We start from the raw sequence: 24,455 nt of genomic DNA on the forward strand, positions 1-24,455 counted from the left end.
CCAACCCTCACAGCGGCCGGTAGCGCGCAATGGCTTCCGGCAGGGCCCAGCCGGCGGCGATCGCCAGGGTCGCCACGCAGACCGGCAACAGCAGCCACCAGACCCGTTGCGGCAGCGCCGGCAGCGACTCGCGGCGCTGGCTCAGCCACAGGCTGGCGGCGCAGACCGTAGTGGCGAGCAGGGCGCCGGCGACGATGTCCGACGGCCAGTGCACGCCAAGGTAGACCCGCGACAGGGCGATGCTCAGCGACGGGATCACCGCCAGCAGTACCCAGGTCAGGCGCCAGCGCGGCGGTTGCTGGCGGCTGGCGAGGACGCCCAGGGTGAGGAAGAAGGCGAAGGACGCCGAGCTGTGTCCGCTGGGGAAGCTGAAGCTGCTCAGCGGTTCGGCCAGCACTTCCGGGCGGGCGCGGGCGAACAGGGTCTTCAGGGTCTGGTTGGCCAGCGCGGTACCCACCAGGGTGCCGATGGCGAAGATGGCCGGACGCCATTGCCGGGTCAGCAGGAGGATACCGCCGAGCAGCGCGCCGGCGATGAACTGGGTGCGGAAATCGCCGAGCCGGGTGACCACCACCATCACCGGGTTCAGGTCGGCGTTGCGATGCTCCTGGACCAGCGTCATCAGGCCCTGGTCGAGGTCCTGGAGGTACGGCCAGGCGACGGTCATCGCCAGCAGCAGGACCAGGCTCAGCGCGGCCGCCACAGCGGTTGCCCAGCGTTTGCGTCGCAGGCTGGCCTGGACTACCACACCGACCAGCACCGCCAGGCAGGCCGCGACGATCCCGGCTTCGCTCCAGAAGCCTTCCGGCAACGGCAGGCGCAGGGCTGCGCCGGTGGCCCAGCCGGGCAACAGGTAGGCGACCGCCCAGCCGGCGGCGGCGATCAGCGAAACGCCGAGAAAACGGCCGAACGGCATGTCGAGCATGCCGGCGACCATCGGCAGCATCGGCCGCAGGGCGCCGATGAAGCGGCCGACTAGCAGGCTGGCGATACCGTAGCGCTCGAAGTACACCTCGGCGGCGGTGATCCACTGCGGATGGCTGCGCAGGCCGGGCAGGCGGCGGATGTTCTGGTGGAAGCGGCGGCCGATCCAGTACGAGCTGAGGTCGCCCAGCACCCCGCCGGCGTAGGCCAGCAGCAGGGTTTCGCCGAGGCTGAGGGCGCCGCTGCCAGCGATCACCGCGACGCCGAACAGCAGCACCACGCCGGGCAGGACGATGCCGACGATGGCCGCGCATTCGAGGAAGGCGATGAGGAAGATGGCCATCCCCAGCCACTCGGGGTTGGCGGCCATCCAGGCGTTGAAGCTGTCGAGACTCATTGCAGGTGCGGGTCCTGGTGTCCGAGTAGATGATAGTCGCGCCCGGCGACCTGGCCGCGGCGCAGTGGGTTGCGGGTGCAGAAGGCGGCGAAGGCGGCATCGACGAAACGGTACGGCAGGTGTTCGTCGCGCCCCTTCGGAATGCCCAGCCGAGCGGCCTGGATTACCTGGCTGGGGCGCTCGCCGACATCGTCGACGAACAGTCGCTGCGGATCGAAGCGCTGTGCGTCCCACTCCGGCACCTTCAGCCCCATGGCCTTGCACAGCAGGGTCTGGCCGGCGCACAGGCGGCCGATCTCGCGGGGCCGGCCCTGGCTGTCCGGGTTCAGGCTCTGCATCCGCTCCAGCGCCGGGTGGTCGCTGATGCGATCCAGCCAGGGATGGCCGGACTTGATCAGCACCGCATTGCCCGGCCCGCCGGCGCTGAAGTTCAGCGAGTCGCCGCCGCGCGCGTAATACATATAGATGTGCCCGCCGTCGAGGAACAGTGCCTTGCGCTTCTCGGTGTAGCCGAGCGAGGCGTGGCTGCCTTTCTCCTCCAGGTAGTAGGCCTCGGTCTCGATGATTCGCGCCGCCAGCCAGAGATTGCCCTGGCGATGGCGGATCACCTTGCCCAGCAGCTCGCGGGCGACCAGCAACGCATCGCGGTCGAAGAAGGTGTCGGGGAGTGGCCGGGCGTCGGGCCAGGGCAAACTAAGGATGGGATCGCGGGACATGGGATTGTCGCTGGGACCATGGCAGTCATAGGCTGGCGAATGATAACAACAAGAGCCTGAATCATGGTTGAACGAGAGCGTGTCGACAGTGCCCACATCACGCCCAGCGCCCATTACACCGGCTACGTCTGGTTCCGCCATCGACTCGCCGAACCGGCCTTCGCCACCGTCTTCGGCCGCTGGGTACACGGCTTCGTCGCGCCGATCAACTGGGGCGCGCAGCTCGGTTTCGGGCTGAACATCGAGGATTTCCTGTTACAAAGACACCTCATGATCGACGCGCGCCTGACCCAGGCCGTCGAACGCGAGGGAGTGGTCCAGGTGGTGGAAATGGCCTGCGGACTCTCGCCGCGCGGGCGACGCTTCCGGCAACGCTATCCACAGTTGCGCTACCTGGAGGCCGACCTGCCGCCGATGGCCGCGCGCAAGGCGGCGCTGCTTCGCGAGCAGGGTTGGCTGGGCCCGGAGCACGCGGTGGCGGCTGTGGATATCCTCGCCGAGGACGGCGAGCGCAGCCTCGCCGCGCTGTTCGCCGGGCTCGACCGCGAGCGCCCGCTGGTGGTGATCACCGAAGGGCTGGTGAACTATTTCCAGCGCCCGGTGATCGAGGCCTTCTGGAGTCGCCTGGCGACCGAACTTAAACGCTTCCCCCAGGGCACCTACCTGACCGACCTCTATCCCGATCTCCGCGAGCACCCGCGCTACCGGCAGATCCGCTGGGGAGTGGGGATCATCGGGCGGCTGACGCGGGGAAGCTATCCGTTGCACTACCGCAATGCCGCGGAAATCGAGGCGGCCTTCGCCCGCTGCGGCTTTGCCTCCACCCTGGTGCTCGACCCGCAGCGCGAAGGCGCCGCCCTGGGCTTGCCGCAGGGACGCCTGCCGAGCCTGGTGCGGGTGATCGAAAGCCGCACGGCATAGCCGCCTCTCAGGCGACCTCCGCTCGCTGCCAGGCGGCGAGGAGGTCGGCCAGTCCGGCGCTGGCCGCCGGATCGGAGTGCGGGAAGATGAAGGCGAAGCCGCCGGCGGTCGAACGCAGGGGCAGGATGTCCAAGTCCGCCAGGCCGTCGTAGCACAACCGCCAGCCGCGTTGCGGGCGGGATTCGGGCAGCTCGGCGTGCAGCCGCCCGCCGAAATAGCCGAGTTCCACCAGTTCCGCCGCATAGACGCCGAGCTGCGGATGTTCCAGCCGAGCGTGCGCCTGGGCTGGCCGATGGCGGACCTCGAAGCGTCGCTCCAGGCCGAGCAGGCGCGTGCGCGGGATCCGCGTGCTGCCCTCGGCGCGCTCCGGCAGCGCCTCGCCGCGCAGGAACGGGCCGTAGAGCCGGGCGCAGGCCTCGCGTCGTTCGAACTGGGCAAGATGGTCGGCGTCGTGGATCAGGGCGAACTCGGCGTTCCCGCAGGCATGGGCGAACACCGCATGTTCCCAGGGCTGGGTGAAATGGTCGTACTCGCCGGCGAGCACCAGGGTCGGGCAGGTCGGGTGCCGCTCGAAGCCGCCGAAGGCCAGCAGGCGCCGGCTATTCTGCCGGTAGCGTTCGATCTCCGCCGCGGTCAGGCGTTGCAACTGGCGCAGCATGGCCTTGCGAAACACCGGGGAGACGCCGGTACGTTCCAGCTGTAGCGGGTTGATCAGGCCGGTCAGTACGCCGTGGGCGAAGGCGCTCTGGTCGCCCACGTCGAGCCGGGCCAGGGCTTCTCCCAGCAGCAGCCGCGCACCGGGGCGGCCGAATGCGGTGATGCCGGCCAGTAGCAGGCGCGCGCAGCGGCGCGGATGGCGGGCGGCGAACAGCGCGGCCAGGGCCGAGCCGTAGGACAGGCCGATGGGCATCAACGGCGGCAGGCCGAGCCGTTCGGCGAAGGCCGCGATCAGGTCGGCGAGGTCTTCCAGGCTCAGTTCCGCCGCCAGTTGCAGGTTGCCGCCCTGGCTCGGCAGGTCGAGCAGGATCACCGGGTGCTCGGCGAGCAGTTCGCTGACCTCGCCGGCGAACGAGCGGAAGCTCTGGAAGGCGCCGCCCAGCAGGAGCACCGGCGGGCACGGGTCGTCGGCGCGGGCGGCGAAGGCCTGGTAGCGCAGTTGCCAGCCGTCTAGAAAGAGGATATCCGGTTCGCTGCTCAGCGACTGCGCGCTGTAGTCGGTACGGTAGCGCATGGTGAGGCCCCGCAGTGTGTGCGTCGTTATTGTTGTTCTGCCGAGCGGGTGCCGGTGGGTGGCAGCGGCCAGGCTCGCTTCGAAGGTAAACAGAGGTAGCAATTTTGTTTACCTATCCTTCGGCCGGCGCCTGCGCCCGGGTGTCACCGTCTCGCGCACAGGCCCAGGCGCAGCGGGGCCGCCGCGTTACCGCCGGGGGCCGCGGAACGCACTGTCTACCGACCGGCTGTTGCGGCTGGGCGCGCCGGGGCTGGCTCGCTATAATCGCGCATTTCCCTGACGCCAGATGCCGAGACCATGACCGAGTCCGTCCTCGACTATATGAGCCGCCTGGGCCGCGATGCCCGCGCCGCCTCGCGGTTGCTCGCGCGCGCCGCCACCGCGCAGAAGAACCGCGCCCTGCTGGCCGCGGCCGATGCGCTGGACGCCGCCCGCGCGGAGTTGTCCCACGCCAACGAGCAGGACCTCGCCGCCGGCCGCGCCAATGGCCTGGAGCCGGCGATGCTGGACCGCCTGGCGCTGACCCCGGCGCGCATCGACGACATGATCGAGGGCCTGCGCCAGGTCGCCACGCTGCCCGACCCGATCGGCGAGATCCGCGACATGCGCTATGTGCCCTCGGGCATCCAGATCGGCAAGATGCGCGTGCCGTTGGGCGTGGTCGGGATCATCTACGAGTCGCGGCCGAACGTGACCATCGACGCCGCCAGCCTGTGCCTGAAGTCCGGCAACGCGACCATCCTGCGCGGCGGCTCCGAGGCGATCCACTCCAACCAGGCGATCGCCCGCTGCATCCAGCAGGGCCTGGCCGAGGCCGGCCTGCCGGCCGCCGCCGTGCAGGTGGTGGAAACCACCGACCGCGCCGCGGTCGGCGCGCTGATCAGCATGCCCGAATACGTCGACGTGATCGTCCCGCGCGGCGGCAAGGGCCTGATCGAGCGCATCAGCCGCGAGGCCAAGGTGCCGGTGATCAAGCACCTGGACGGCATCTGCCACGTCTACATCGATGTCGCCGCCGACCTGGACAAGGCGATTCGCGTCGCCGACAACGCCAAGACCCAGCGCTATGCACCGTGCAACACCATGGAGACGCTGCTGGTGCATGCCGGCATCGCCGAGCAGGTGCTGCCGCCGCTGGCCACGATCTACCGCGAGAAGGGCGTGGAACTGCGCGGCGACGCCGCGACCCGCGCGCTGCTCGGCGCAGACGTGCTGGAGGCTACCGAGGAGGACTGGCGTACCGAGTACAACGCGCCGATCCTGTCGATCCGCATCGTCGACGGGCTGGACGCGGCGATCGAGCACATCAACACCTACGGCTCGCAGCACACCGACGCGATCATTACCGAGAACTTCAGCGATGCGCGGCGTTTCCTCGCCGAAGTGGATTCCGCTTCGGTGATGGTCAACGCCTCGACCCGCTTCGCCGACGGCTTCGAGTACGGCCTCGGTGCCGAGATCGGGATTTCCACCGACAAGCTGCACGCCCGCGGCCCGGTCGGCCTGGAAGGCCTGACCAGCGAGAAGTACGTCGTCTTCGGCGACGGTCACGTGCGCACCTGATGGGCAAACGTATCGGCCTGTTCGGCGGCACTTTCGACCCCGTGCATATCGGACATATGCGCAGCGCCGTGGAAATGGCCGAGCAGTTCGCCCTCGACGAACTGCGCCTGCTGCCCAATGCGCGGCCGCCGCACCGGGAAACCCCGCAGGTGTCGGCCGCGCAGCGGTTGGCGATGGTCGAGCGGGCGGTGGCGGGAGTCGAGCGATTGACGGTCGATCCCCGCGAACTGCAGCGCGACAAGCCGTCCTACACCATCGACACCCTGGAGTCGGTGCGGGCGGAGCTGGCGGCCGACGACCAGTTGTTCATGCTGATCGGCTGGGATGCCTTCTGCGGCTTGCCGACGTGGCACCGCTGGGAGGCGTTGCTGGATCACTGCCACATCGTCGTGTTGCAGCGTCCGGATGCCGACAGCGAGCCGCCGGAGTCGCTGCGCGACCTGCTGGCGGCGCGGAGCGTGGCCGACCCGCAGGCCCTGAAAGGGCCGGGCGGGCAGATCACCTTCGTCTGGCAGACGCCGCTGGCGGTGTCCGCCACCCAGATCCGTGCGCTGCTGGGTGCCGGGCGCTCCGTGCGTTTCCTGGTGCCGGACGCGGTATTGAACTACATCGAGGCGCACCACCTGTATCGTGCGCCACACTGATAAAGAAACAGAGACCGACTCAATGCAAACCGAACAACTCGTCCAAGTGGCCATCGATGCCCTGGAAGATCTCAAGGCCCAGGACATCGTGACCCTCGATGTGCGGGACAAGACCAGCGTCACCGATTACATGGTGATCGCCTGCGGCAGTTCCAGCCGCCAGGTCAAGTCGCTGGCCGACAACGTCCTGACCAAGGCCAAGGAAAACGGCGTCAAGCCCCTGGGCAGCGAAGGCCTGGAGTCCGGCGAATGGGCGCTGCTCGACCTGGGCGACGTGGTGGTCCATGTGATGCTCCCGGCGACCCGCCAGTTCTACGACCTGGAGCGCCTGTGGCAGGGCGCCGAGCAGAGCCGCGCCCAGCACCAGCCGGAAGAGTGACGCCGGCATGCGGTTGCGCCTGATCGCGGTTGGCTCGCGCATGCCTCGCTGGGTCGAGGAAGGCTGGCAGGAATACGTCAAGCGCCTGCCGGCCGAGCTGTCCCTCGAACTGGTGGAGATCCCGCTCAACACCCGCGGCAAGAACGCCGACGTGGCGCGCCTGATCCGTCAGGAAGGCGAGGCCATGCTGGCGCGCGTGCAGCCGGGGGAACGGGTGGTGACCCTGGAGGTCGAAGGTCGGCCCTGGAGCACCGAGCAACTGGCTCGCGAACTGGATCGCTGGCGTCTCGACGCACGCACCGTGAATCTCATGGTCGGCGGCCCGGAAGGGCTGGCGCCGGAGGTCTGCGCGCGCAGCGAGCAGCGCTGGTCGCTGTCGCCGTTGACGCTGCCGCACCCGTTGGTGCGGATCCTGGTCGGCGAGCAGATCTACCGGGCCTGGACCGTATTGTCCGGGCACCCCTACCACAAATAGTCCCCAGTCCCGATGCCGCAGCCGATCCACCTGAAAGACCACGAGAAAGACGCCCGCCTGGTGCGTCGGCGCGTCATCGTCGGGGCGGTGGCGGTGGTCTTGCTGACCCTGGTGCTGGTGGCGCGCATGTACCACCTGCAGGTGACCCAGTACGAGTACCATTCGACGCTGTCGGAGAACAACCGGGTCCATGTGCAGCCGATCCCGCCGACCCGCGGGATCATCTTCGATCGCAACGGCGTGATCATCGCCGACAACCGGCCGAGCTTCAGCCTGACCATCACCCGCGAACGCACCGAGGACCTGCAGAAGACCCTCGACACGCTGGTGGAGATCCTCGGCCTGACCGAGGACGACCGGGCCATCTTCGAGAAGCGCATGAAGCAGGGGCGGCGTCCGTTCGAGCCGGTTCCCATCATGTTCGAACTCAACGAGGAACAGATCGCCCGCATCGCGGTGAACCAGTTCCGCCTGCCGGGCGTCGACGTGGCGACCCAGTTCGTCCGCCACTACCCGCTGAAGGAGCACTTCGCCCATTCGGTCGGGTACGTCGGGCGGATCAACGAGCAGGAACTGAAGAACCTCGACCCGATCAACTACAGCGGCACCCACCATATCGGCAAGACCGGCATCGAGCGCTTCTATGAGAGCGAGCTGCATGGCACGGTTGGCTACGAGGAAGTCGAGACCAACGCCCGCGGGCGGGTGCTGCGGGTGCTCAAGCGCACCGACCCGATTCCCGGCAAGGACATCGTCCTGAGCATCGATAGCCGCCTGCAGGAGGCCGCCGAGAACGCCCTGGCCGGGCGGCGGGGCGCCATCGTGGCGATCCAGCCGTCCACCGGCGACGTGCTGGCGATGGTCAGCCAGCCGAGCTACGACCCCAACCTGTTCGTCACCGGCATCAGCTTCAAGGCCTATGCCGAGCTGCGCGACTCCATCGACCGGCCGCTGTACAACCGCGTCCTGCGCGGGCTCTATCCGCCGGGCTCGACGGTGAAACCGGCGGTGGCGCTGGCCGGCCTCGACGCCGGGGTGGTCACGCCGACCTCGCGGGTCTTCGACCCCGGCTACTACCAGTTGCCCAACTACGACCACAAGTACCGTAACTGGAACCGCTACGGCGATGGCTGGGTGAGCCTGGAGTCGGCGATCTACCGGTCCAACGACACCTATTTCTACGACCTCGCGCACAAGCTGGGGATCGACCGCCTGCACGCCTTCATGAGCCGCTTCGGCTTCGGCCAGAAAGTCGCCCTGGACATGTTCGGCGAAGCCGACGGGCTGATGCCCTCGCGCGAATGGAAGCGCAAGACCCGCCGCCAGGTCTGGTACCCGGGCGAGACCCTGATCCTCGGCATCGGCCAGGGCTACATGCAGGCGACGCCGATCCAACTGGCGCAGATGACCGCGCTGCTGGCCAACAAGGGCCACTGGATCCGCCCGCACCTGGCCAAAACAATCGACGGCCAGCCGCCGGTCGACCCCGACCCGATGCCCGACATCGTGCTGCGCGACCCGGCCAACTGGGACCGCGTCGACTACGGCATGCAGCAGGTGGTGCATGGCGCCCGCGGCACGGCGCGCAAGGTCGGCGCCACCTCGGCCTACCTGATCGCCGGCAAGAGCGGTACCGCCCAGGTGGTGGCGATCAAGCAGAACGAGCGCTACGACCGCTCCAAGCTGCTCGAGCGGCACCGCGACCACGCCCTGTTCGTCGGCTTCGCGCCGGCCAACAACCCGCAGATCGCGGTGGCGGTGATGGTGGAGAACGGCGAGTCCGGCTCCGGCGTCGCCGCCCCGGTGGTCAAGCAGGTGATGGACGCCTGGCTGCTCGACGAGCATGGCAAGCTCAAGGCCGAATACGCGGAACCCGTCGCGCCGCTCGCGGCGGCGGTGGCCAAGCCCGAACCCACGGCAGCCGAGCCGGAGGCGCCCGCCCTTGAACAGTAACTTCGACCGCACCCTGTCCAACGAAGACGTGATGCGCCGGCGCGCCAGCCTGTTGCAGCGCCTGCACATCGACGGGATTCTCCTGCTGCTGTTGCTGATCCTCGGCGCCACCGGCCTGTTCGTCCTCTATTCGGCGAGCGGCAAGAGCTGGGACATGCTGATGAAGCAGGCCACCTCGTTCGGCCTGGGACTGGGCATGATGGTGGTCATCGCCCAGATCGAACCGCGCTTCATGGCCCGCTGGGTGCCGCTGGGCTACCTGGTGGGGGTCGCGCTGCTGGTGGTGGTCGACGTGATCGGCCACGACGCCAAGGGGGCGACGCGCTGGATCAACATCCCCGGGGTGATCCGCTTCCAGCCCTCGGAGTTCATGAAGCTGCTGATGCCGATGACGGTGGCCTGGTACCTGTCCAAGCGCAACCTGCCGCCGGGGCTCAAGCACATGGTGATCAGCCTGGCGATCATCGTCACCCCGTTCGTGCTGATCCTGAAGCAACCCGACCTCGGCACCGCCATGCTGATCCTCGCTTCCGGCGGCTTCGTGCTGTTCGTCGGCGGCCTGCGCTGGCGCTGGATCGTCGGCGCGGTGTCGGCGGCGGTGCCGATCGCCGTGGCGATGTGGTTCTTCATCATGCACGACTACCAGAAACAGCGGGTGCTGACCTTCCTCGACCCGGAAAGCGACCCGCTGGGCACCGGCTGGAACATCATCCAGTCGAAGGCGGCCATCGGTTCCGGCGGGGTATTCGGCAAGGGCTGGCTGCTGGGCACCCAGTCGCACCTGGATTTTTTGCCGGAAAGCCACACCGACTTTATCATTGCGGTCCTCGGCGAGGAGTTCGGCCTGGTCGGCGTCTGCCTGCTGCTGGTGCTCTACCTGCTGCTGATCAGTCGTGGCCTGGTGATCACCGCCCAGGCGCAGACGCTCTACGGCAAACTGCTGGCCGGTGGCATCACCATGACGTTTTTCGTTTATGTCTTCGTGAATATCGGTATGGTGAGCGGGTTGTTGCCGGTGGTGGGGGTACCGCTGCCTTTCATTAGTTATGGCGGAACTTCGCTGGTTACCCTGTTGTCAGGGTTCGGGGTTCTGATGTCGATCCATACCCATCGGAAGTGGATCGCCCAGGTTTGAGACCAAGAGTGAAGAACGCAATGCAAGTACTGCGTACATGGGCGGCCAGGGGCGTCCAATGGGTCGGCGTAGCCGGCGTCATTGGCCTGTCCGGGGCGGCCCAGGCGGGGGACTACGACGGCTCGCCGCAAGTGGCCGAGTTCGTCAGCGAAATGACCCGCGACTACGGCTTCGCCGGAGAGCAGCTGATGGGGCTGTTCCGCGACGTGAACCGCAAGCAGTCGATCCTCGATGCGATCTCGCGCCCGGCCGAGCGGGTCAAACAGTGGAAGGAATACCGGCCGATCTTCATCAGCGACGCGCGCATCAGTCGTGGCGTCGACTTCTGGAACAAGCATGCCGAAGACCTGGCGCGGGCAGAGAAGGAATACGGCGTGCCGGCCGAGATCATCGTCTCGATCATCGGCGTGGAAACCTTCTTCGGCCGCAACACCGGCAGCTACCGGGTGATGGACGCGCTGTCCACCCTCGGCTTCGACTACCCGCCGCGGGCCGACTTCTTCCGCAAGGAGTTGCGCGAGTTCCTCCTGCTCGCCCGCGAACAGCAGGTCGACCCGCTCAGCCTGACCGGCTCCTACGCCGGCGCCATGGGCCTGCCGCAATTCATGCCGAGCAGCTTCCGCGCCTACGCGGTGGACTTCGACGGCGATGGCCACATCAATATCTGGAGCGACCCGACCGACGCCATCGGTAGCGTCGCCAGCTACTTCAAGCAGCACGGCTGGGTCACCGGCGAGCCGGTGGTCTCGGTGGCCGAGATCAACGACGAGAGCGCCGAGAGCGCGGTGACCAGGGGCGTCGACCCGACCATGAGCCTGGGCGAGCTGCGTGCCCGCGGCTGGCGCACCCACGATGCGCTGCGCGACGACCAGAAGGTCACGGCGATGCGTTTCGTCGGCGACAAGGGCATCGAGTATTGGGTCGGTTTGCCGAACTTCTACGTGATCACCCGCTATAATCGCAGCGCCATGTATGCCATGGCGGTTTATCAGCTGGCGGGCGAGATTGCCCGCGCGCGAGGTGCCCATTGAGCAAGCGTGTCCGCTCCTCCCTGATCCTGCCCGCCGTCTGCGGCCTCGGGCTGGCGGCCGTGCTGTTGAGCAGTTGCTCCAGCAAGGCGCCCCAGCAGCCGGCCAGGCAGGCGGGCATTTCCGGGCCGGGCGACTATTCCCGTCCGCATCGCGACGGCGCCCCCTGGTGGGACGTCGACGTGTCGCGGATCCCCGATGCGGTGCCGATGCCGCACAACGGTTCGGTGAAGGCCAACCCCTACACCGTGCTGGGCAAGACCTACTACCCGATGAACGATGCGCGGGCCTACCGGATGGTCGGCACCGCGTCCTGGTACGGCACCAAGTTCCACGGCCAGGCCACCGCCAACGGCGAGACCTACGACCTCTACGGCATGACCGCCGCGCACAAGACCCTGCCGTTGCCGAGCTACGTGCGGGTGACCAACCTGGACAACGGCAAGAGCGTGATCGTCCGCGTCAACGACCGCGGCCCGTTCTATTCCGACCGGGTCATCGACCTGTCCTTCGCCGCGGCGAAGAAGCTCGGCTATGCCGAGACCGGCACCGCGCGGGTCAAGGTCGAAGGCATCGACCCGGTGCAGTGGTGGGCCCAGCGCGGCCGGCCGGCACCGATGGTCCTGGCGCAGCCCAAGCAGGCGGTGGCCCAGGCCCCCGCTGCGACGCAAACTCAGGCGGTGGCGATGGCCCAGCCGATCGAGACCTACACCCCGCCGCCGGCGCAGCACGCGGCCGCCGTGCTGCCGGTGCAGATCGACTCAAAAAAAAACGCTTCATTACCAGCCGATGGCCTGTATCTCCAGGTGGGCGCCTTCGCCAACCCGGATGCAGCGGAGCTGCTGAAGGCCAAGCTGAGCGGCGTGACGGCTGCGCCGGTGTTTATCAGCTCGGTCGTACGCAACCAGCAGATTCTGCACCGGGTGCGGCTGGGACCGATCGGTTCGGCGGACGAGGTTAGTCGCACCCAGGACAGCATCCGCGTGGCCAACCTTGGCCAGCCGACGCTGGTACGCCCCGACTGAGCGCCTACTCACGCAGGGAATTCCCGCAAGGGATTGTTTGACCATTGGTAGAACCAGAGAGACGGATGAACATCACCACTATCGCGAAACGCTTGTCACTGCTTGTCCTGTTCATCGCCCCTACGGCTGGCTGGGCTGCTGAATCCATGGTTCCGGCGCCGCCGCAACTGGCCGCCAAGTCGTATGTCCTGATGGACGGCGAGAGCGGCCAGGTTCTGGTCGAGAACAACGGCGACCAGCGCCTGCCGCCGGCCAGCCTGACCAAACTGATGACCGCCTACATCGCCACCAAGGAGATCGAGGCCGGCCGCATCGGCGAGAACGACCTGGTCACCGTCAGCGAACATGCCTGGCGCACCGGCGGTTCGCGGATGTTCATCAAGGTCGGCAGCCAGGTCTCGGTGAGCGACCTGCTGCATGGCATCATCATCCAGTCCGGCAACGACGCCAGCGTCGCCCTGGCCGAGCATATCGCCGGCAGCGAAGACGCCTTCGCCGACATGATGAACACCACCGCGCAGAAGCTGGGCCTGACCAACTCCCACTTCATGGACGCCACCGGCCTGCCCAACCCGGACCACTATTCCTCCGCCCGCGACATGGCGGTGCTGGCCCGCGCGATCATCTACGGCGAGCCGAGCCACTACGCGATCTACGCGCAGAAGGAATTCCTCTGGAACAACATCAAGCAGCCGAACCGCAACCTGCTGCTGTGGCGCGACAAGACCGTCGACGGCCTGAAGACCGGCCACACCGACGAAGCCGGCTACTGCCTGGTGGCTTCCGCGGTACGCGACGGCCAGCGCATGATCGCCGTGGTGTTCGGCACCAACAGCGAGCAGGCCCGCGCCGCCGAGACCCAGAAGCTGCTGACCTATGGCTTCCGCTTCTTCGAAAGCCGCAACTTCTACAAGAAGGGCACCGAGCTGACCAAGGGCCTGGTCTGGAAGGGTTCCGAGCATGAAGTGAAAGCCGGCCTCGCCGAAGACCTGACCATGACCCTGCCGCGTGGCCAGATGCAGAAGCTGCAGGCCAGCATGGTCCTGGAGCCGCAACTGATGGCGCCGATCCAGCAGGGCCAGGTGATCGGCAAGGTGGAAGTGAAGCTGGACGACAAGGTCATCCGCAGCGCCGACCTGGTCGCCCTCAACGCCGTCGAGGAGGGTGGTTTCTTCCGCCGCCTGTGGGATAGCATCCGCCTGTTCTTCTACGGTTTGTTCAACTGACCGACCGGCGCCCGCCCGCTCACGAGGCCAGCGGGCGCCCGTCCCCGCGGACCACGGGTCCGCCGCCGCCATGACCGATACCCCTGACGTTCAACCCCCGAAAATCGAATTCCCCTGCGAGCGCTATCCGATCAAGGTGATCGGCGACGCCGGCGAAGGTTTCTCCGACCTGGTCGTGGAAATCATCCGGCGCCACGCGCCGGATCTCGACGTCGAGACCCTGGTGGTCCGCGACAGCAGCAAGGGGCGCTTCCTCTCGGTGCAGGTGCTGATCACCGCCACCGATGTCGACCAACTGCAAGCCATCCATAACGACCTGCGCGCGACCGGACGCGTGCACATGGTGCTCTGATGGGACTCGAGCTGGGCTTCCGTGAGCTCGGCGAGGTTCCCTACGAACCGACCTGGCATGCCATGCAGCGCTTCGTTGCCGAACGCGACAAATCGGTAATGGACGAAGCCTGGCTGTTGCAGCACCCTGCGGTCTTCACCCAGGGGCAGGCCGGCAAGGCCGAGCATGTGCTGTTCCCCGGCGACATCCCGGTGATCCAGGTGGATCGCGGCGGCCAGGTGACCTACCACGGCCCCGGCCAGTTGGTCACCTACCTGCTGCTCGATGTCCGCCGCCTGGGACTGGGCGTGCGCGAGCTGGTCAGCCGGATCGAGCAGAGCCTGATCGGCCTGCTGGCGTCCTATGACGTGCAGGCCGTGGCCAAGCCGGACGCGCCGGGTGTCTACGTCGACGGGGCGAAGATCGCCTCCCTCGGCCTGCGCATCCGCAACGGCTGTTCCTTCCATGGCCTGGCGCTGAACCTGGACATGGACCTGCGACCGTTCCAACGAATCAATCCCTGCGGCTACGCCGGGATGCCCATGACCCAACTGCGCGACCTGGTTGGGCCGGTGGATTTTGCCGAGGTGTGTACCCGATTGCGCGCTGAGCTCGTCTCACGCCTTGGCTACGCTGAACAGAAGACCCTTACGGGCGGGATCGAACTGACATGAGCACTGTTGTGGAGAAGTCCGGAGAAGCCAAGCCGGGCAAGGTGGAAGTCGGCGTGAAGCTGCGCGGCGCGGAAAAGGTCGCGCGGATTCCGGTGAAGATCATTCCCACCGAGGAACTGCCGAAGAAACCCGACTGGATCCGCGTGCGCATCCCGGTTTCCCCCGAGGTCGACCGCATCAAGCAACTGCTGCGCAAGCACAAGCTGCACAGCGTCTGCGAAGAGGCGTCCTGCCCGAACCTGGGCGAGTGCTTCTCCGGCGGCACCGCGACCTTCATGATCATGGGTGACATCTGCACCCGGCGCTGCCCGTTCTGCGACGTCGGCCATGGCCGGCCGAAGCCGCTGGACGTCGACGAGCCGACCAACCTGGCCATCGCCATCGCCGACCTGCGGCTGAAGTACGTGGTGATCACCTCGGTGGACCGCGACGACCTGCGCGACGGCGGTGCCCAGCACTTCGCCGACTGCCTGCGCGAGATCCGCAAGCTGTCGCCGGGGATCCAGCTGGAAACCCTGGTGCCCGACTATCGCGGTCGCATGGACATCGCCCTGGAGATCACCGCCAACGAGCCGCCGGACGTGTTCAACCATAACCTGGAGACGGTACCGCGCCTGTACCGCTCCTCGCGGCCGGGCTCGGACTTCGAGTGGTCGCTGGACCTGCTGCAGAAGTTCAAGCAGATGGTTCCGCACGTACCGACCAAGTCCGGGCTGATGCTCGGCCTGGGCGAGACCGACGATGAGGTCATCGAGGTCATGCAGCGGATGCGCGAGCACGACATCGACATGCTGACCCTCGGCCAGTACCTGCAGCCGTCGCGCAACCACCTGCCGGTGCAGCGCTTCGTGCATCCGGACACCTTCGCCTGGTTCGCCGAGGAAGGCGAGAAGATGGGCTTCAAGAACGTCGCGTCCGGCCCGCTGGTGCGTTCGTCCTACCATGCCGACCAGCAGGCGCACGGCAACAAGATCGGCTGATCGACGCCGCGCCAATGCCTCCGACGCCGCGTCCCTGCACAGGGACGCGGCGTTTTTCTTTGGGCAGCCACCAAGCCTCTTCGGACGTAGGACGAACAACCGCTTGCGGTTATCCGCCGGCGCGTAGGTGAATGCCGTTTGCGCTCATCCCTGTGCGGTAACGAAGCGACTGCGCTGGCCGAGCTGCCGCACCGCCTCGATCAGTGCATCGGCCGCCAGGCTGGGTTGGCGCGAGAAGGCGTAGAAACGCGCCTCCGGCAGCGTCGGAAAACCCTGTTCCAGGCCCAGTTCGCGTAGCCCCTCGCGCATCTGGCTGCGCGCCACCACCGTCACGGCGAAACCGGCCAGCGCGGCGGACAGGCAGCCGGCCATGCTGGCACTCTCGAACACCAGGCGCCAGGGACGCGCAGCGGCGCCGAGGGCTGTAATCGCCGCTTCGCGGTAGACGCAGGGTTCGGGGAACAGCGCCAGCGGCAGCGGTTCGCCCGCGGGCAGCTCGATCGCGGTTGCCGCGGCCCAGACCAGCGGTTCCTCCCAGAGCAGTTCGCCGTCGTCTCCGACCCGCCGGCACTGCTTGCCGAACACCACGTCGGTGCGCCCCTGGGCCTGCTGGCGGAGCAGGTCGGTGGTGATACCGACCTTGAGTTCGATGGATGCTTCGGGGTGCCAGCGGCGAAAGCGTTGCAGGACGCGTGGCAGCCAGGCGCTGGCGAAGTCCTCCGAAGCGCCGATGCGCAGGCGGTCGCGGATCGGCGTGCCGTGCAGCCTGGCGCGGGCCTCGCGCTCCAGCTCGACGATGTTGCGGGCATAGGCGTAGAGCGTCTCGCCCGCCTGGGTCAGCTCCAGGCGGCGAGTGGTGCGGCTGAGCAGGCTGACGCCGGCTGTCTGTTCCAGGCGCTTGATATGCCCGCTGACTGCGGAGGGGGTGAGCGCGAGATTGTCTGCGGCGAGGGCGAAACCGCCGCTGTCGACCACTTCGAGAAAGGTACGCAACAACACGATATCCAGGGATTGGGAGGTGGGGACGGCAAGCTCCATGAGGTCTTCCATTCATCTCGTTTCATGAATAGTAGACGCTAACTATTCATGAATCATCCTTGGCAAGCGTCCTAGGATGTCCCTTCGCTTTCTCTTGGAGAGGTCCGATGAGCCGCTATGCCTTCGTTTCCACCGATGTCCTGGATATCGCCTACCTGGAGTGGAATCCGCAGGGGGCGCGCAGCGCCGTCTTGTTGCACGGTTGGCCGGACAGCCCGCATGCCTGGAAAGACCTGGCGCAGTCCCTGGCGGACGCCGGCTATCGGGTGCTGGCACCAGCCCTCCGGGGATTCGCCCCGACCCGCTTCCGCGATGCGTCTACTCCGCGCAGCGGGCAACTGGCGGCTCTGGCTTGCGATCTGCTGGCATTCGTCGACGGCCTGGCATTGCAACGTCCCCTGCTGGTCGGCCATGACTGGGGTGCCCGCGCGGTGGCCAGTGCCTGCGGACTGCGCGAGGGCTTCGCCTCGCACCTGGTGATGCTCTCGGTGGGGTACGCCAGTAACGATCCGCAGCAAGTTCTTTCCCTGCCGCAGGCTCGTAGCTTCTGGTACCAGTGGTTCATGGCCACGCCACGCGGCGAGCGTGCGCTGCGCGAGGAGGGCGAGGCGTTCGCCCGGCAGATGTGGGACACCTGGTCGCCGCCGGGATGGTATGCCGAGCGCGATTTCCAGGAGGCCGCCCAGGCCTTCTCCGGGCCGGACTGGGTCGCCGTGGTGCTGCACTATTACCGGCATCGCTGGGGCTTCGTCGCGGGGGAGCCGCGCTACGGGGCGGCGGAACAGCGCTTGCTCCCGGTACCGCGCCTGGCGCTGCCGACCCTGGTGCTGCACGGCGGCGCGGATGCCTGCACCCACCCCGACGGCTCCCGCGGACGCGAGCACTACTTCAGCGGGCGTTACCAGCGGCTGGTGCTGGAGGGCGTCGGCCATTTTCCGCAGCGCGAGGCGGCCAATCAGGTGGCGGACGCTATCCTGCGGTTCTGCGCGGATGACTAGGTCCTGGACGCCGCAGCGGCGGATAACGCCCGTGGCGTTATCCGCCCTACGAATCGGTGCGAAAGGTCTTGCTCGGCGGGACGAATGATCGCGTCGCGGTTATCCGCCGATGGGGCGGGGGGACGGCGGATAACTCGCCCTACGAACCGGTGTGCCGCGAGCGGTCGCGGCGGACGTGGGGTCGTAAGCTCCGCCGGCGGCCCTATGGCGTCCGCAGGCGGTCGAGCAGCGCCGGGGTCGGATAGCCGTCCGCCGGCCAGCCGAACTCCTGCTGGCAGGCGCGGATCGCCTTGCGCGTATTGGCGCCGATGATGCCGTCCACCGCGCCCGGATCGTGTCCGCGGGCGGCCAGTTGCCGTTGCAGCTCGATGCGCTGCGAGCGGCTCAGCGGAACATCCTCCAGTGGCCAGGCGCCGACTATCCGGCCGCCGCCCTTGAAGCTGTCGGCGAGCAGGCCGACGGCCAGGGCATAGGCACTGGAGTTGTTGTACTTGAGGATGGCGCGGAAGTTGTGCAGCACCAGGAAGGCCGGGCCGCGGTGCCCGGCCGGCAGCAGCAGCGAGGCCTGTTCGCCGGAGAGCCCGGAGGGCAGGGGGCCGCCGTTGACGCCTTGTACGCCCATCCCTTGCCACTCGCCCAGGGGCTTGCGGATGGTGAGTTCCGCCAGGGAATAGTCGAAGCCTGCCGGCAGGCGGACTTCGAACCCCCAGGGTTGTCCGGCGATCCAGCCGGAGGCTTTCAGGTAGTTGGCGGTGGAGGCCAGGGCGTCGCCGGGCGAGCCCCAGATGTCACGCTTGCCGTCGCCGTCGAAGTCCACGGCATACTGGTTGTAGGTGGTCGGGATGAACTGGGTCTGGCCCATGGCGCCGGCCCAGGAGCCGATCATGAAGGAGGCCGGAACGTCGCCGTGCTGGAGGATCTTCAGGGCGGCGAGCAACTGGGCGTGGGCGAATTCCGGGCGGCGTCCTTCATAGGCGAGGGTCGCCAGGGAGCGGATCACGTTCTTGTTGCCCATGTGCGAACCGTAGTTGCTCTCCATGCCCCAGATCGCCACCACCGCATCCGCATCCACCGCATAGCGCGCGTCGACTTCGCCGAGGATGCGCGCGTGCTGCGCCAGGCGCGCCTGGCCCTGGCGAACGCGCAGCGGATCGAGGGCGCCTTCCAGGTATTTCCATACCGGCCGGGTGAATTCCGGCTGGCTGCGGTCGGCTTCGACCACGGCGGGATCGGGCTCGACCCCGGCGAAGGCGCGATCGAAGGTCTGCGCATCGATTCCACCGGCCAGCGCCTGTTGACGGAAGGCGTCGCGCCACTGTTCGAAGCTCTGCCCAGGCTGGGCCTCGCTCGGCGCGCCAGCGGACACCGAGGCGGCCGGGCCGGCGCCGGTGAAGGGCGCCTTGGTCTGCAGGGGAGCGGAAGGCTGGTTGTATTCGATTATCGGGTTCTTCTGCGCGCAGGCACTGGAGAGGCCAAGCCCCATGGCGACGACGGTGCTGCCCAGCAGCCCGCTCACCTTCAGCAGGGCGGATCGTTCGGGGTTACGCATTGCTCTCCTCAGCAGGGTCCTCGGGACGGGCCACCTTAGCACGCCGGCCAGAACGCGTCTGCCGTCGTTGGACGCGCCGGCAGGGCCCCGGGTTCGCCAATACGGTTCCATCGGCTTCGACATAGGTTCGGTCACTGTCGGGCGGCCAATGGTTTCGTCCGTACCGCTCCGCCGCCTGTCGAAGCCTCGCGGCGCACCCGAGTCGGGATCGGCGACGGGCCGCGCGGCATGCTCGAGGCCTTCGACTTCTTCTTCCTGGCCTTCGTTCTGCGCGACATGGCTACCCGCTTCGGCGTCGGCATCGAACGCCCGAGCCTGGTTCGTGCGCTGCAATGGCCAGAGGGTTGCCAGTCGGCCGCGCGGGATGTCGAGGCCGCGGATCATGATGGAGGAACCATTGGCTTTTCGCCCAACCCGATGGGGCCAGGGCTTGCGCGCCGACGATAGTGTGCCCATGGGTGGCAGGCTGGCGGTGGGGTTGGTCTTGTCGACGGGCTTCGGGCGGGGTAGGCGGGGCGCGTGGGTGAGGAGGGCGTTGCGGGAGGATGGGCCAGCGGCTGTTTCAGGCCGCCATAACGAAAGAAGCCTCCCAGTTACGGGAGGCTTCGCGGCGGTAGCTGCCTTTGCCTTTCTTCGCCTGTTCCTGGCGGCTGCGGAACAGTGGCTGGGCGACCAGGGATTTGGCCTTGTTCGGCCGCTTGCTTTTCTTTGCCATGGCATAGGTCCTCGAAGGTGATCGGGCTGGCGCTCGCCAGCGCGCGCATCATCTGCCTGTCGCCGCGGATTGTCCAGTGCCGGTTGCGCCTTCAGGCTGCCGGCAGGCCGAGACGCTGGCCGGCGAGGCTCAGGGCGAGAAGCGAGAGACCGCTCCAGGGGCTGCCGGGTGCCTGTCCCTTGATCTGCGCGTCGATCAACTGGGCATCCCGCAGCATCTGGTTCCAGCGGCTGCTGGAGTGGCGTTGCAGGGCACGGGTCAGCAGCGGACGGCGCTTGTCCCAGACCGGCGGACGCGCCTGGGCGAAGGCTTTCTCCAGCGGGATGCCCTGGCCGTATTGCTGGGACAGACCAGCCAGCAGGCGGATCTCGCGGGCCAGGCCCCAGAGGATCACCGGCGGCTCGATGCCTTCGCCGCGCAGTCCTTCCAGGATGCGCAGGGCGTGGGCCGCTTCACCGCCAAGGGCAGCGTCGATCAGGCCGAAGACATCGAAGCGTGCGCTGTCGGCGACCGCGGCCTGTACGGTGGCGGCGTCGATCTGGTTGCCCTCGGCGAGCAGCTTGAGCTTTTCGATTTCCTGGGCGGCGGCGAGCAGGTTGCCTTCCACGCGCGCGGCGATCAGCTCCAGGGCTTCGGGGCTGGCGGACAGGCCGGCCTGGGACAGGCGCTGGCGAATCCACTGCGGCAACTGGTGGACGTCGACCGGCCAGACCTGGATGAACTGCGCGGCGTTGCCATCGATCAGGGCCTTGGCCCACTTGGTCTTCTGCGTGCTGCCATCGAGCTTGGGCAGGCTGAGCAGGAGCACGGTGTCTTCCGGCGGCCGTTGCAGGTATTCCTGGAGAATCGCCGCGCCTTTGTCGCCGGGCTTGCCGGAGGGCAGGCGCAGTTCGATCAGGCGCTTCTCGGCGAACAGCGACAGGCTGGCGCCGGCCTCCAGCAGCAGGCCCCAATCGAAGTTGGCTTCGGCATTGAATACCTGGCGCTCGCCGAAGTCGCGCTCGCGGCAGGCCTGGCGAATGGCATCGCAGGCTTCCTGGCAGAGCAGCGGTTCATCGCCGCTGACGACATAGACGGGCGCCAGGGGGCCCTGGAGGTGCTTGGCGAGTTGCGCGGGAGTCAGCTTCATAGGAGAAGACGGGGCCGGTGAAACCGGCCCCGGGGCATCACGGGGTGGGGAACTCGATCGGCGACTGCTGCGGCTCGGCGGCGCGGCGCTGGCGCTCCGCCTCGTCGGCGGCGCGCAGGGCTTCGGCTTCCGCCTTGGCCTTGGCTTCTGCCTGGCGCTGGGCTTCGTCGAGTTGCGCCGGGGTCAGCGTCTGGAGGCGCATGGACAACTGCTGGATCAGGTCGCGCCGCATCTCGCTGCGCAGCTGCGCGGCTTCCTGGTCGGAACCGATCAGGTTGTTTTCGTCGTGCACGTAGACCTTCTGCACCTGTACCTGGTTGCTCATCAGGACCAGGTCGTTGGCGCCGACGATCTCGTAGTTGATCGTGTTGGTCAGCTCGAACTCCGCGCCGCGCGCGGAACCGGTGTAGCTGACGGTGCGCTGCTGGTTGTCCTCGCGGACCAGCACCAGGTGGTAGGGCGCGTTGCTGGTGACCTTCACGCCGCTGTTTTCCAGGGTTTCCTTCAGTTCGCGCACGGTCGGGCCGTAGGCGTTGCGCGCGGACACGTCGATTTCCTTGAGCGCGAATTGCGCATCGCCCAGGCCGCGCAGTTGGAAGCCGCAGGCGGCCAGCAGGGTGGTCATACCGATCAGCGCGGCGCTGGTCAGGATACGTTTCATCAAGCTTCCCTCACTCCTGTTGATCAGCGCCCCCGGATGGCCGGGGGCGTCCAATGGAATCGCGTATCAGTTGGCGACGATGTTGACCAGTTTGCCCGGTACCACGATGACCTTGCGGATGCTCAGGCCTTCGGTGAAACGCAGCACGTTCTCGTTGGCGCGCGCGGCGGCCTCGACATCCTCGCGGCTGGCGCTGGCGGCCACGTCGATGTGCCCGCGCAGCTTGCCGTTGACCTGCACCACCAGTTGCAGGGTGTCCTGCACCAGTGCGCTCTCGTCGACGCTCGGCCAGCGCGCATCGATCACCGCTTCGGCATGGCCGAGCTGGCCCCAGAGCACGTGGCAGATGTGCGGAGTGATGGGCGCCAGCAGCAGGACCACGGTTTCCAGGCCTTCCTGGATCAGGGCGCGGTCCTGGGCGTCCTGGTTCGGCGCCTTCTCCAGCACGTTCATCAGGGTCATCACCGCGGCGATGGCGGTGTTGAACTTGTGGTGCTGGCCGACATCCTGGCTGGCCTGCCTGATCGCCAGGTGGATGGCGCGGCGGACCTGCTTCTGCGCGTCGTTCAGGGCGGCGACGTCCAGCGCGCCGGGGAGGCCGGCGCTGACATGGGCGTGAGCCAGGCGCCAGACGCGGCGGAGGAAGCGGTTGGCGCCCTCGACGCCGGCGTCCGACCACTCCAGGCTCATGTCCGGCGGCGAGGCGAACATCATGAACAGGCGGCAGGTATCGGCACCGTACTGGTCGATCATCGATTGCGGGTCGACGCCGTTGTTCTTCGACTTCGACATCTTCTCGGTGCCGCCGATCTCGACCGGCTGACCGTCGCTCTTCAGGCGCGCGCCGACGACCTTGGCCTTGGCGTCACGCTCGACCTCGACGTCGGCCGGGTTGAACCAGTCCTTGCCGCCGTTGGCGGTGGTCCGGTAGTAGGTATCGGCGACCACCATGCCCTGGGTCAGCAGGTTCTTGAACGGCTCGTCGCTGCCGACCAGGCCCTCGTCGCGCATCAGCTTGTGGAAGAAGCGCGCATAGAGCAGGTGCAGGATGGCGTGCTCGATGCCGCCGATGTACTGGTCGACCGGCAGCCAGTAGTCGGCCGCCTTCTTGTCCAGCATGCCGCCTTCGAACTGCGGGCAGGCGTAGCGGGCGAAATACCAGGACGACTCGACGAAGGTGTCCATGGTGTCGGTTTCGCGCTTGGCCGGCTGGCCGCATTTCGGGCAGCTGCATTCGTAGAATTCCGGCATCTTCGCCAGCGGCGAACCGGAGCCGTCCGGTACCACGTCTTCCGGCAGCACCACCGGCAACTGGTCGGCCGGCACCGGGACGTCGCCGCAAGCCTCGCAGTGGATGATCGGGATCGGGCAGCCCCAGTAGCGCTGGCGGCTGATGCCCCAGTCGCGCAGGCGGAACTGGGTGCGCGCCTGGCCCAGGCCCTTGGCCTCGAGGTCGGCGCCGATGGCGTCGAAGGCTTCTTCGAAGGAGAGACCATCGTACTCACCGGAATTAATAACTAGTCCGGTGTCTTTGGCCCCGTACCATTCCTTCCATAGCTTGTCATCGAAGTATTCGTACTCATAAATTTCTCGCGGAAACTCTTTGCGTAGCGCTTCTGTATAGATGCGCTTGTGCTGATAAACCTGCTTGATCGGGAGTCCAAACTTGTTGGCGAACTCGAAGTCGCGCTCGTCATGGCCGGGCACCGCCATTACCGCGCCTTCGCCGTAGTTCATCAGCACGTAGTTGGCGACCCATACCGGCAGCTTGTCGCCGGTCAGCGGGTGTTCGACGAACAGGGAAGTGGCCATGCCTTTCTTCTCCTGGGTGGCGATGTCGGCCTCGGCGACGCCGCCGCGCTTGCATTCGTCGATGAACGCCTGCAACTGCGGGTCGTTCTGCGCGGCCTGGGTGGCCAGCGGGTGTTCGGCGGCGACGGCGACGTAGGTGGCGCCCATCAGGGTGTCCGGACGGGTGGTGAACACCTTCAGTTGGCCGGCGTGGCCGATGGAGGCCTGGTCGTAGGGGAAGCCGATCTCCATCCCGCGCGACTTGCCGATCCAGTTGCGCTGCATGGTCTTCACCTGCTCCGGCCAGCCGGGCAGGTTGTCGAGGCTCTCCAGCAGTTCCTCGGCGTAGGCGGTGATCTTGAAGTAGTACATCGGGATCTCGCGCTTCTCGATCAGCGCGCCGGAGCGCCAGCCGCGTCCGTCGATCACCTGCTCGTTGGCGAGTACGGTCTGGTCGACCGGATCCCAGTTGACCGTGCCGTTCTTGCGGTAGATCACCCCTTTTTCGAACAGGCGGGTGAACAGCCACTGCTCCCAGCGGTAGTAGTCCGGCTTGCAGGTGGTGACCTCGCGGCTCCAGTCGATCGCCAGGCCGAGGCTGTCCAACTGCGACTTCATGTAGGCGATGTTGTCGTAGGTCCAGGCCGCCGGGGCGACGTTGTTCTTCATCGCGGCGTTTTCCGCCGGCATGCCGAACGCGTCCCAGCCCATCGGCTGCAGCACGTTGCGGCCCTGCATGCGGTGGTAGCGGCTGATCACATCGCCGATGGTGTAGTTGCGCACGTGGCCCATGTGCAGCTTGCCGCTCGGATACGGGAACATCGACAGGCAGTAGAACTTCTCCTTGTCGGGTAGCTCCCTGACGAGGAAGGACTGGTGTTCTTTCCAGTAGTTCTGGGCCTGGGTTTCGATCTCGAGTGGCTGATATTGCTCGTGCATGGCGCTACTTAGACGTGACTGTTCGAAAGCCTC

General features: G+C 67.1%; 24 protein-coding genes. 15 read left to right on the forward strand and 9 right to left on the reverse strand.

All coding sequences use genetic code 11. The annotated features are described in order from the left end of the window. Window positions 1-7: 7 nt before the first annotated feature. Together VQ065_RS04970 and VQ065_RS04975 are read right to left on the reverse strand one after the other, a co-directional pair. Complete coding sequence (locus VQ065_RS04970) at window positions 8-1,321, reverse strand: bifunctional DedA family/phosphatase PAP2 family protein (RefSeq protein WP_003093210.1); 1,314 nt, start codon at window positions 1,319-1,321, stop codon at window positions 8-10. Further along, window positions 1,318-2,037 (reverse strand): DNA-3-methyladenine glycosylase, encoded by a 720-nt coding sequence (locus VQ065_RS04975; RefSeq protein ID WP_023097230.1) that lies wholly within the window; start codon window positions 2,035-2,037, stop codon window positions 1,318-1,320. Before VQ065_RS04975 ends, VQ065_RS04970 begins: the two co-directional genes overlap by 4 nt. Before the next feature lie 63 nt (window positions 2,038-2,100). On the opposite strand from VQ065_RS04975, the gene VQ065_RS04980 reads away from it, so the two are divergent. Next, entirely contained in the window at window positions 2,101-2,958 is an 858-nt protein-coding gene (locus VQ065_RS04980) for a class I SAM-dependent methyltransferase (protein ID WP_003093206.1), read from the forward strand. Between the two features lie 7 nt (window positions 2,959-2,965). Here the strand turns inward: VQ065_RS04980 and VQ065_RS04985 are convergent, their stop codons facing one another. Then, window positions 2,966-4,189: an alpha/beta fold hydrolase gene (locus VQ065_RS04985; protein WP_003093203.1), complete on the reverse strand. Its 1,224-nt coding sequence runs from the start codon at window positions 4,187-4,189 to the stop codon at window positions 2,966-2,968. A 297-nt stretch (window positions 4,190-4,486) separates the two neighbouring features. Here VQ065_RS04985 and VQ065_RS04990 point away from each other — a divergent pair, with 297 nt between their 5' ends. The 12 genes from VQ065_RS04990 to lipA all read left to right on the forward strand — a co-directional run bounded on the left by VQ065_RS04990 (window position 4,487) and on the right by lipA (window position 15,602). Next, the gene (locus VQ065_RS04990; RefSeq protein WP_003119194.1) at window positions 4,487-5,752 is read left to right on the forward strand and encodes a glutamate-5-semialdehyde dehydrogenase; all 1,266 of its coding nucleotides are present in this window, start codon (window positions 4,487-4,489) and stop codon (window positions 5,750-5,752) included. Beyond that, window positions 5,752-6,396, forward strand: coding sequence for a nicotinate-nucleotide adenylyltransferase (gene nadD / locus VQ065_RS04995; RefSeq protein ID WP_003093199.1), 645 nt, complete (start codon window positions 5,752-5,754; stop codon window positions 6,394-6,396). Before VQ065_RS04990 ends, nadD begins: the two co-directional genes overlap by 1 nt. 22 nt (window positions 6,397-6,418) lie before the next feature. Then, the gene (rsfS, locus tag VQ065_RS05000; protein WP_003100305.1) at window positions 6,419-6,775 is read left to right on the forward strand and encodes a ribosome silencing factor; all 357 of its coding nucleotides are present in this window, start codon (window positions 6,419-6,421) and stop codon (window positions 6,773-6,775) included. 7 nt (window positions 6,776-6,782) lie between these two features. Beyond that, window positions 6,783-7,250, forward strand: coding sequence for a 23S rRNA (pseudouridine(1915)-N(3))-methyltransferase RlmH (rlmH, locus tag VQ065_RS05005; protein WP_003093193.1), 468 nt, complete (start codon window positions 6,783-6,785; stop codon window positions 7,248-7,250). A gap of 12 nt (window positions 7,251-7,262) precedes the next feature. Further along, entirely contained in the window at window positions 7,263-9,203 is a 1,941-nt protein-coding gene (mrdA, locus tag VQ065_RS05010; RefSeq protein WP_003093191.1) for a penicillin-binding protein 2, read from the forward strand. Window positions 9,204-9,234: 31 nt separating this feature from the next. Then, complete coding sequence (gene rodA, locus VQ065_RS05015; RefSeq protein ID WP_023657032.1) at window positions 9,235-10,338, forward strand: rod shape-determining protein RodA; 1,104 nt, start codon at window positions 9,235-9,237, stop codon at window positions 10,336-10,338. An 8-nt stretch (window positions 10,339-10,346) separates the two neighbouring features. Then, entirely contained in the window at window positions 10,347-11,369 is a 1,023-nt protein-coding gene (mltB, locus tag VQ065_RS05020) for a lytic murein transglycosylase B (RefSeq protein ID WP_003132500.1), read from the forward strand. Further along, window positions 11,366-12,391: a septal ring lytic transglycosylase RlpA gene (rlpA, locus tag VQ065_RS05025; RefSeq protein WP_003093184.1), complete on the forward strand. Its 1,026-nt coding sequence runs from the start codon at window positions 11,366-11,368 to the stop codon at window positions 12,389-12,391. The genes mltB and rlpA overlap by 4 nt, the downstream gene beginning before the upstream one ends. A 65-nt stretch (window positions 12,392-12,456) precedes the next feature. Continuing rightward, window positions 12,457-13,617, forward strand: a complete 1,161-nt coding sequence (locus VQ065_RS05030; RefSeq protein WP_003093182.1) for a D-alanyl-D-alanine carboxypeptidase family protein — start codon at window positions 12,457-12,459, stop codon at window positions 13,615-13,617. A gap of 70 nt (window positions 13,618-13,687) precedes the next feature. Beyond that, window positions 13,688-13,969, forward strand: a complete 282-nt coding sequence (locus VQ065_RS05035) for a DUF493 domain-containing protein (protein ID WP_003093179.1) — start codon at window positions 13,688-13,690, stop codon at window positions 13,967-13,969. Then, window positions 13,969-14,622, forward strand: a complete 654-nt coding sequence (gene lipB, locus VQ065_RS05040; RefSeq protein ID WP_003093177.1) for a lipoyl(octanoyl) transferase LipB — start codon at window positions 13,969-13,971, stop codon at window positions 14,620-14,622. The genes VQ065_RS05035 and lipB overlap by 1 nt, the downstream gene beginning before the upstream one ends. Beyond that, window positions 14,619-15,602 (forward strand): lipoyl synthase, encoded by a 984-nt coding sequence (gene lipA, locus VQ065_RS05045; RefSeq protein WP_003119196.1) that lies wholly within the window; start codon window positions 14,619-14,621, stop codon window positions 15,600-15,602. The genes lipB and lipA overlap by 4 nt, the downstream gene beginning before the upstream one ends. Window positions 15,603-15,746: 144 nt before the next feature. Here the strand turns inward: lipA and VQ065_RS05050 are convergent, their stop codons facing one another. After that, window positions 15,747-16,640 (reverse strand): LysR family transcriptional regulator, encoded by an 894-nt coding sequence (locus VQ065_RS05050; RefSeq protein ID WP_023098448.1) that lies wholly within the window; start codon window positions 16,638-16,640, stop codon window positions 15,747-15,749. Window positions 16,641-16,747: 107 nt separating this feature from the next. On the opposite strand from VQ065_RS05050, the gene VQ065_RS05055 reads away from it, so the two are divergent. Further along, window positions 16,748-17,638 (forward strand): alpha/beta fold hydrolase, encoded by an 891-nt coding sequence (locus tag VQ065_RS05055; protein ID WP_340080364.1) that lies wholly within the window; start codon window positions 16,748-16,750, stop codon window positions 17,636-17,638. A 202-nt stretch (window positions 17,639-17,840) separates the two neighbouring features. On the opposite strand, the gene VQ065_RS05060 is transcribed toward VQ065_RS05055, so the two are convergent. Beyond that, complete coding sequence (locus tag VQ065_RS05060) at window positions 17,841-19,187, reverse strand: lytic murein transglycosylase (RefSeq protein ID WP_003093171.1); 1,347 nt, start codon at window positions 19,185-19,187, stop codon at window positions 17,841-17,843. A 228-nt stretch (window positions 19,188-19,415) separates the two neighbouring features. On the opposite strand from VQ065_RS05060, the gene VQ065_RS05065 reads away from it, so the two are divergent. Continuing rightward, entirely contained in the window at window positions 19,416-19,634 is a 219-nt protein-coding gene (locus VQ065_RS05065; protein ID WP_003093170.1) for a hypothetical protein, read from the forward strand. A gap of 115 nt (window positions 19,635-19,749) precedes the next feature. Here the strand turns inward: VQ065_RS05065 and arfA are convergent, their stop codons facing one another. The 4 genes from arfA to leuS all read right to left on the reverse strand — a co-directional run bounded on the left by arfA (window position 19,750) and on the right by leuS (window position 24,422). After that, window positions 19,750-19,902 carry an alternative ribosome-rescue factor A gene (gene arfA, locus VQ065_RS05070; protein ID WP_003093169.1) on the reverse strand — a complete coding sequence of 51 codons (153 nt, stop codon included), beginning with the start codon at window positions 19,900-19,902 and terminating at the stop codon, window positions 19,750-19,752. Between the two features lie 91 nt (window positions 19,903-19,993). Continuing rightward, the gene (gene holA / locus VQ065_RS05075; RefSeq protein WP_003093168.1) at window positions 19,994-21,031 is read right to left on the reverse strand and encodes a DNA polymerase III subunit delta; all 1,038 of its coding nucleotides are present in this window, start codon (window positions 21,029-21,031) and stop codon (window positions 19,994-19,996) included. Window positions 21,032-21,068: 37 nt separating this feature from the next. Beyond that, a complete protein-coding gene (locus VQ065_RS05080; RefSeq protein ID WP_003110380.1) occupies window positions 21,069-21,692 on the reverse strand; it encodes an LPS-assembly lipoprotein LptE in 624 nt (207 codons plus the stop codon). 66 nt (window positions 21,693-21,758) lie between these two features. Beyond that, on the reverse strand, window positions 21,759-24,422 hold the full coding sequence (leuS, locus tag VQ065_RS05085) for a leucine--tRNA ligase (protein WP_003093166.1): 2,664 nt from the start codon (window positions 24,420-24,422) through the stop codon (window positions 21,759-21,761). Window positions 24,423-24,455: the final 33 nt, after the last annotated feature.

This window comes from Pseudomonas sp. KBN10P06128 (assembly GCF_037574945.1).
GTDB classification, from domain to species: Bacteria; Pseudomonadota; Gammaproteobacteria; order Pseudomonadales; family Pseudomonadaceae; genus Pseudomonas; species Pseudomonas aeruginosa.

Excerpts from the sequence above, each read along its gene's own strand:
- VQ065_RS04970 (WP_003093210.1), bottom strand. The coding sequence starts at position 1,321 with ATGAGTCTCGACAGCTTCAACGCCTGGATGGCCGCCAACCCCGAGTGG.
- VQ065_RS04975 (WP_023097230.1), bottom strand. The coding sequence starts at position 2,037 with ATGTCCCGCGATCCCATCCTTAGTTTGCCCTGGCCCGACGCCCGGCCA.
- VQ065_RS04980 (WP_003093206.1), top strand. The coding sequence starts at position 2,101 with ATGGTTGAACGAGAGCGTGTCGACAGTGCCCACATCACGCCCAGCGCC.
- VQ065_RS04985 (WP_003093203.1), bottom strand. The coding sequence starts at position 4,189 with ATGCGCTACCGTACCGACTACAGCGCGCAGTCGCTGAGCAGCGAACCG.
- VQ065_RS04990 (WP_003119194.1), top strand. The coding sequence starts at position 4,487 with ATGACCGAGTCCGTCCTCGACTATATGAGCCGCCTGGGCCGCGATGCC.
- nadD (WP_003093199.1), top strand. The coding sequence starts at position 5,752 with ATGGGCAAACGTATCGGCCTGTTCGGCGGCACTTTCGACCCCGTGCAT.
- rsfS (WP_003100305.1), top strand. The coding sequence starts at position 6,419 with ATGCAAACCGAACAACTCGTCCAAGTGGCCATCGATGCCCTGGAAGAT.
- rlmH (WP_003093193.1), top strand. The coding sequence starts at position 6,783 with ATGCGGTTGCGCCTGATCGCGGTTGGCTCGCGCATGCCTCGCTGGGTC.
- mrdA (WP_003093191.1), top strand. The coding sequence starts at position 7,263 with ATGCCGCAGCCGATCCACCTGAAAGACCACGAGAAAGACGCCCGCCTG.
- rodA (WP_023657032.1), top strand. The coding sequence starts at position 9,235 with ATGCGCCGGCGCGCCAGCCTGTTGCAGCGCCTGCACATCGACGGGATT.
- VQ065_RS05030 (WP_003093182.1), top strand. The coding sequence starts at position 12,457 with ATGAACATCACCACTATCGCGAAACGCTTGTCACTGCTTGTCCTGTTC.
- VQ065_RS05035 (WP_003093179.1), top strand. The coding sequence starts at position 13,688 with ATGACCGATACCCCTGACGTTCAACCCCCGAAAATCGAATTCCCCTGC.
- lipB (WP_003093177.1), top strand. The coding sequence starts at position 13,969 with ATGGGACTCGAGCTGGGCTTCCGTGAGCTCGGCGAGGTTCCCTACGAA.
- lipA (WP_003119196.1), top strand. The coding sequence starts at position 14,619 with ATGAGCACTGTTGTGGAGAAGTCCGGAGAAGCCAAGCCGGGCAAGGTG.
- VQ065_RS05050 (WP_023098448.1), bottom strand. The coding sequence starts at position 16,640 with ATGGAGCTTGCCGTCCCCACCTCCCAATCCCTGGATATCGTGTTGTTG.
- VQ065_RS05055 (WP_340080364.1), top strand. The coding sequence starts at position 16,748 with ATGAGCCGCTATGCCTTCGTTTCCACCGATGTCCTGGATATCGCCTAC.
- VQ065_RS05060 (WP_003093171.1), bottom strand. The coding sequence starts at position 19,187 with ATGCGTAACCCCGAACGATCCGCCCTGCTGAAGGTGAGCGGGCTGCTG.
- VQ065_RS05065 (WP_003093170.1), top strand. The coding sequence starts at position 19,416 with ATGCTCGAGGCCTTCGACTTCTTCTTCCTGGCCTTCGTTCTGCGCGAC.
- arfA (WP_003093169.1), bottom strand. The coding sequence starts at position 19,902 with ATGGCAAAGAAAAGCAAGCGGCCGAACAAGGCCAAATCCCTGGTCGCC.
- holA (WP_003093168.1), bottom strand. The coding sequence starts at position 21,031 with ATGAAGCTGACTCCCGCGCAACTCGCCAAGCACCTCCAGGGCCCCCTG.
- VQ065_RS05080 (WP_003110380.1), bottom strand. The coding sequence starts at position 21,692 with ATGAAACGTATCCTGACCAGCGCCGCGCTGATCGGTATGACCACCCTG.
- leuS (WP_003093166.1), bottom strand. The coding sequence starts at position 24,422 with ATGCACGAGCAATATCAGCCACTCGAGATCGAAACCCAGGCCCAGAAC.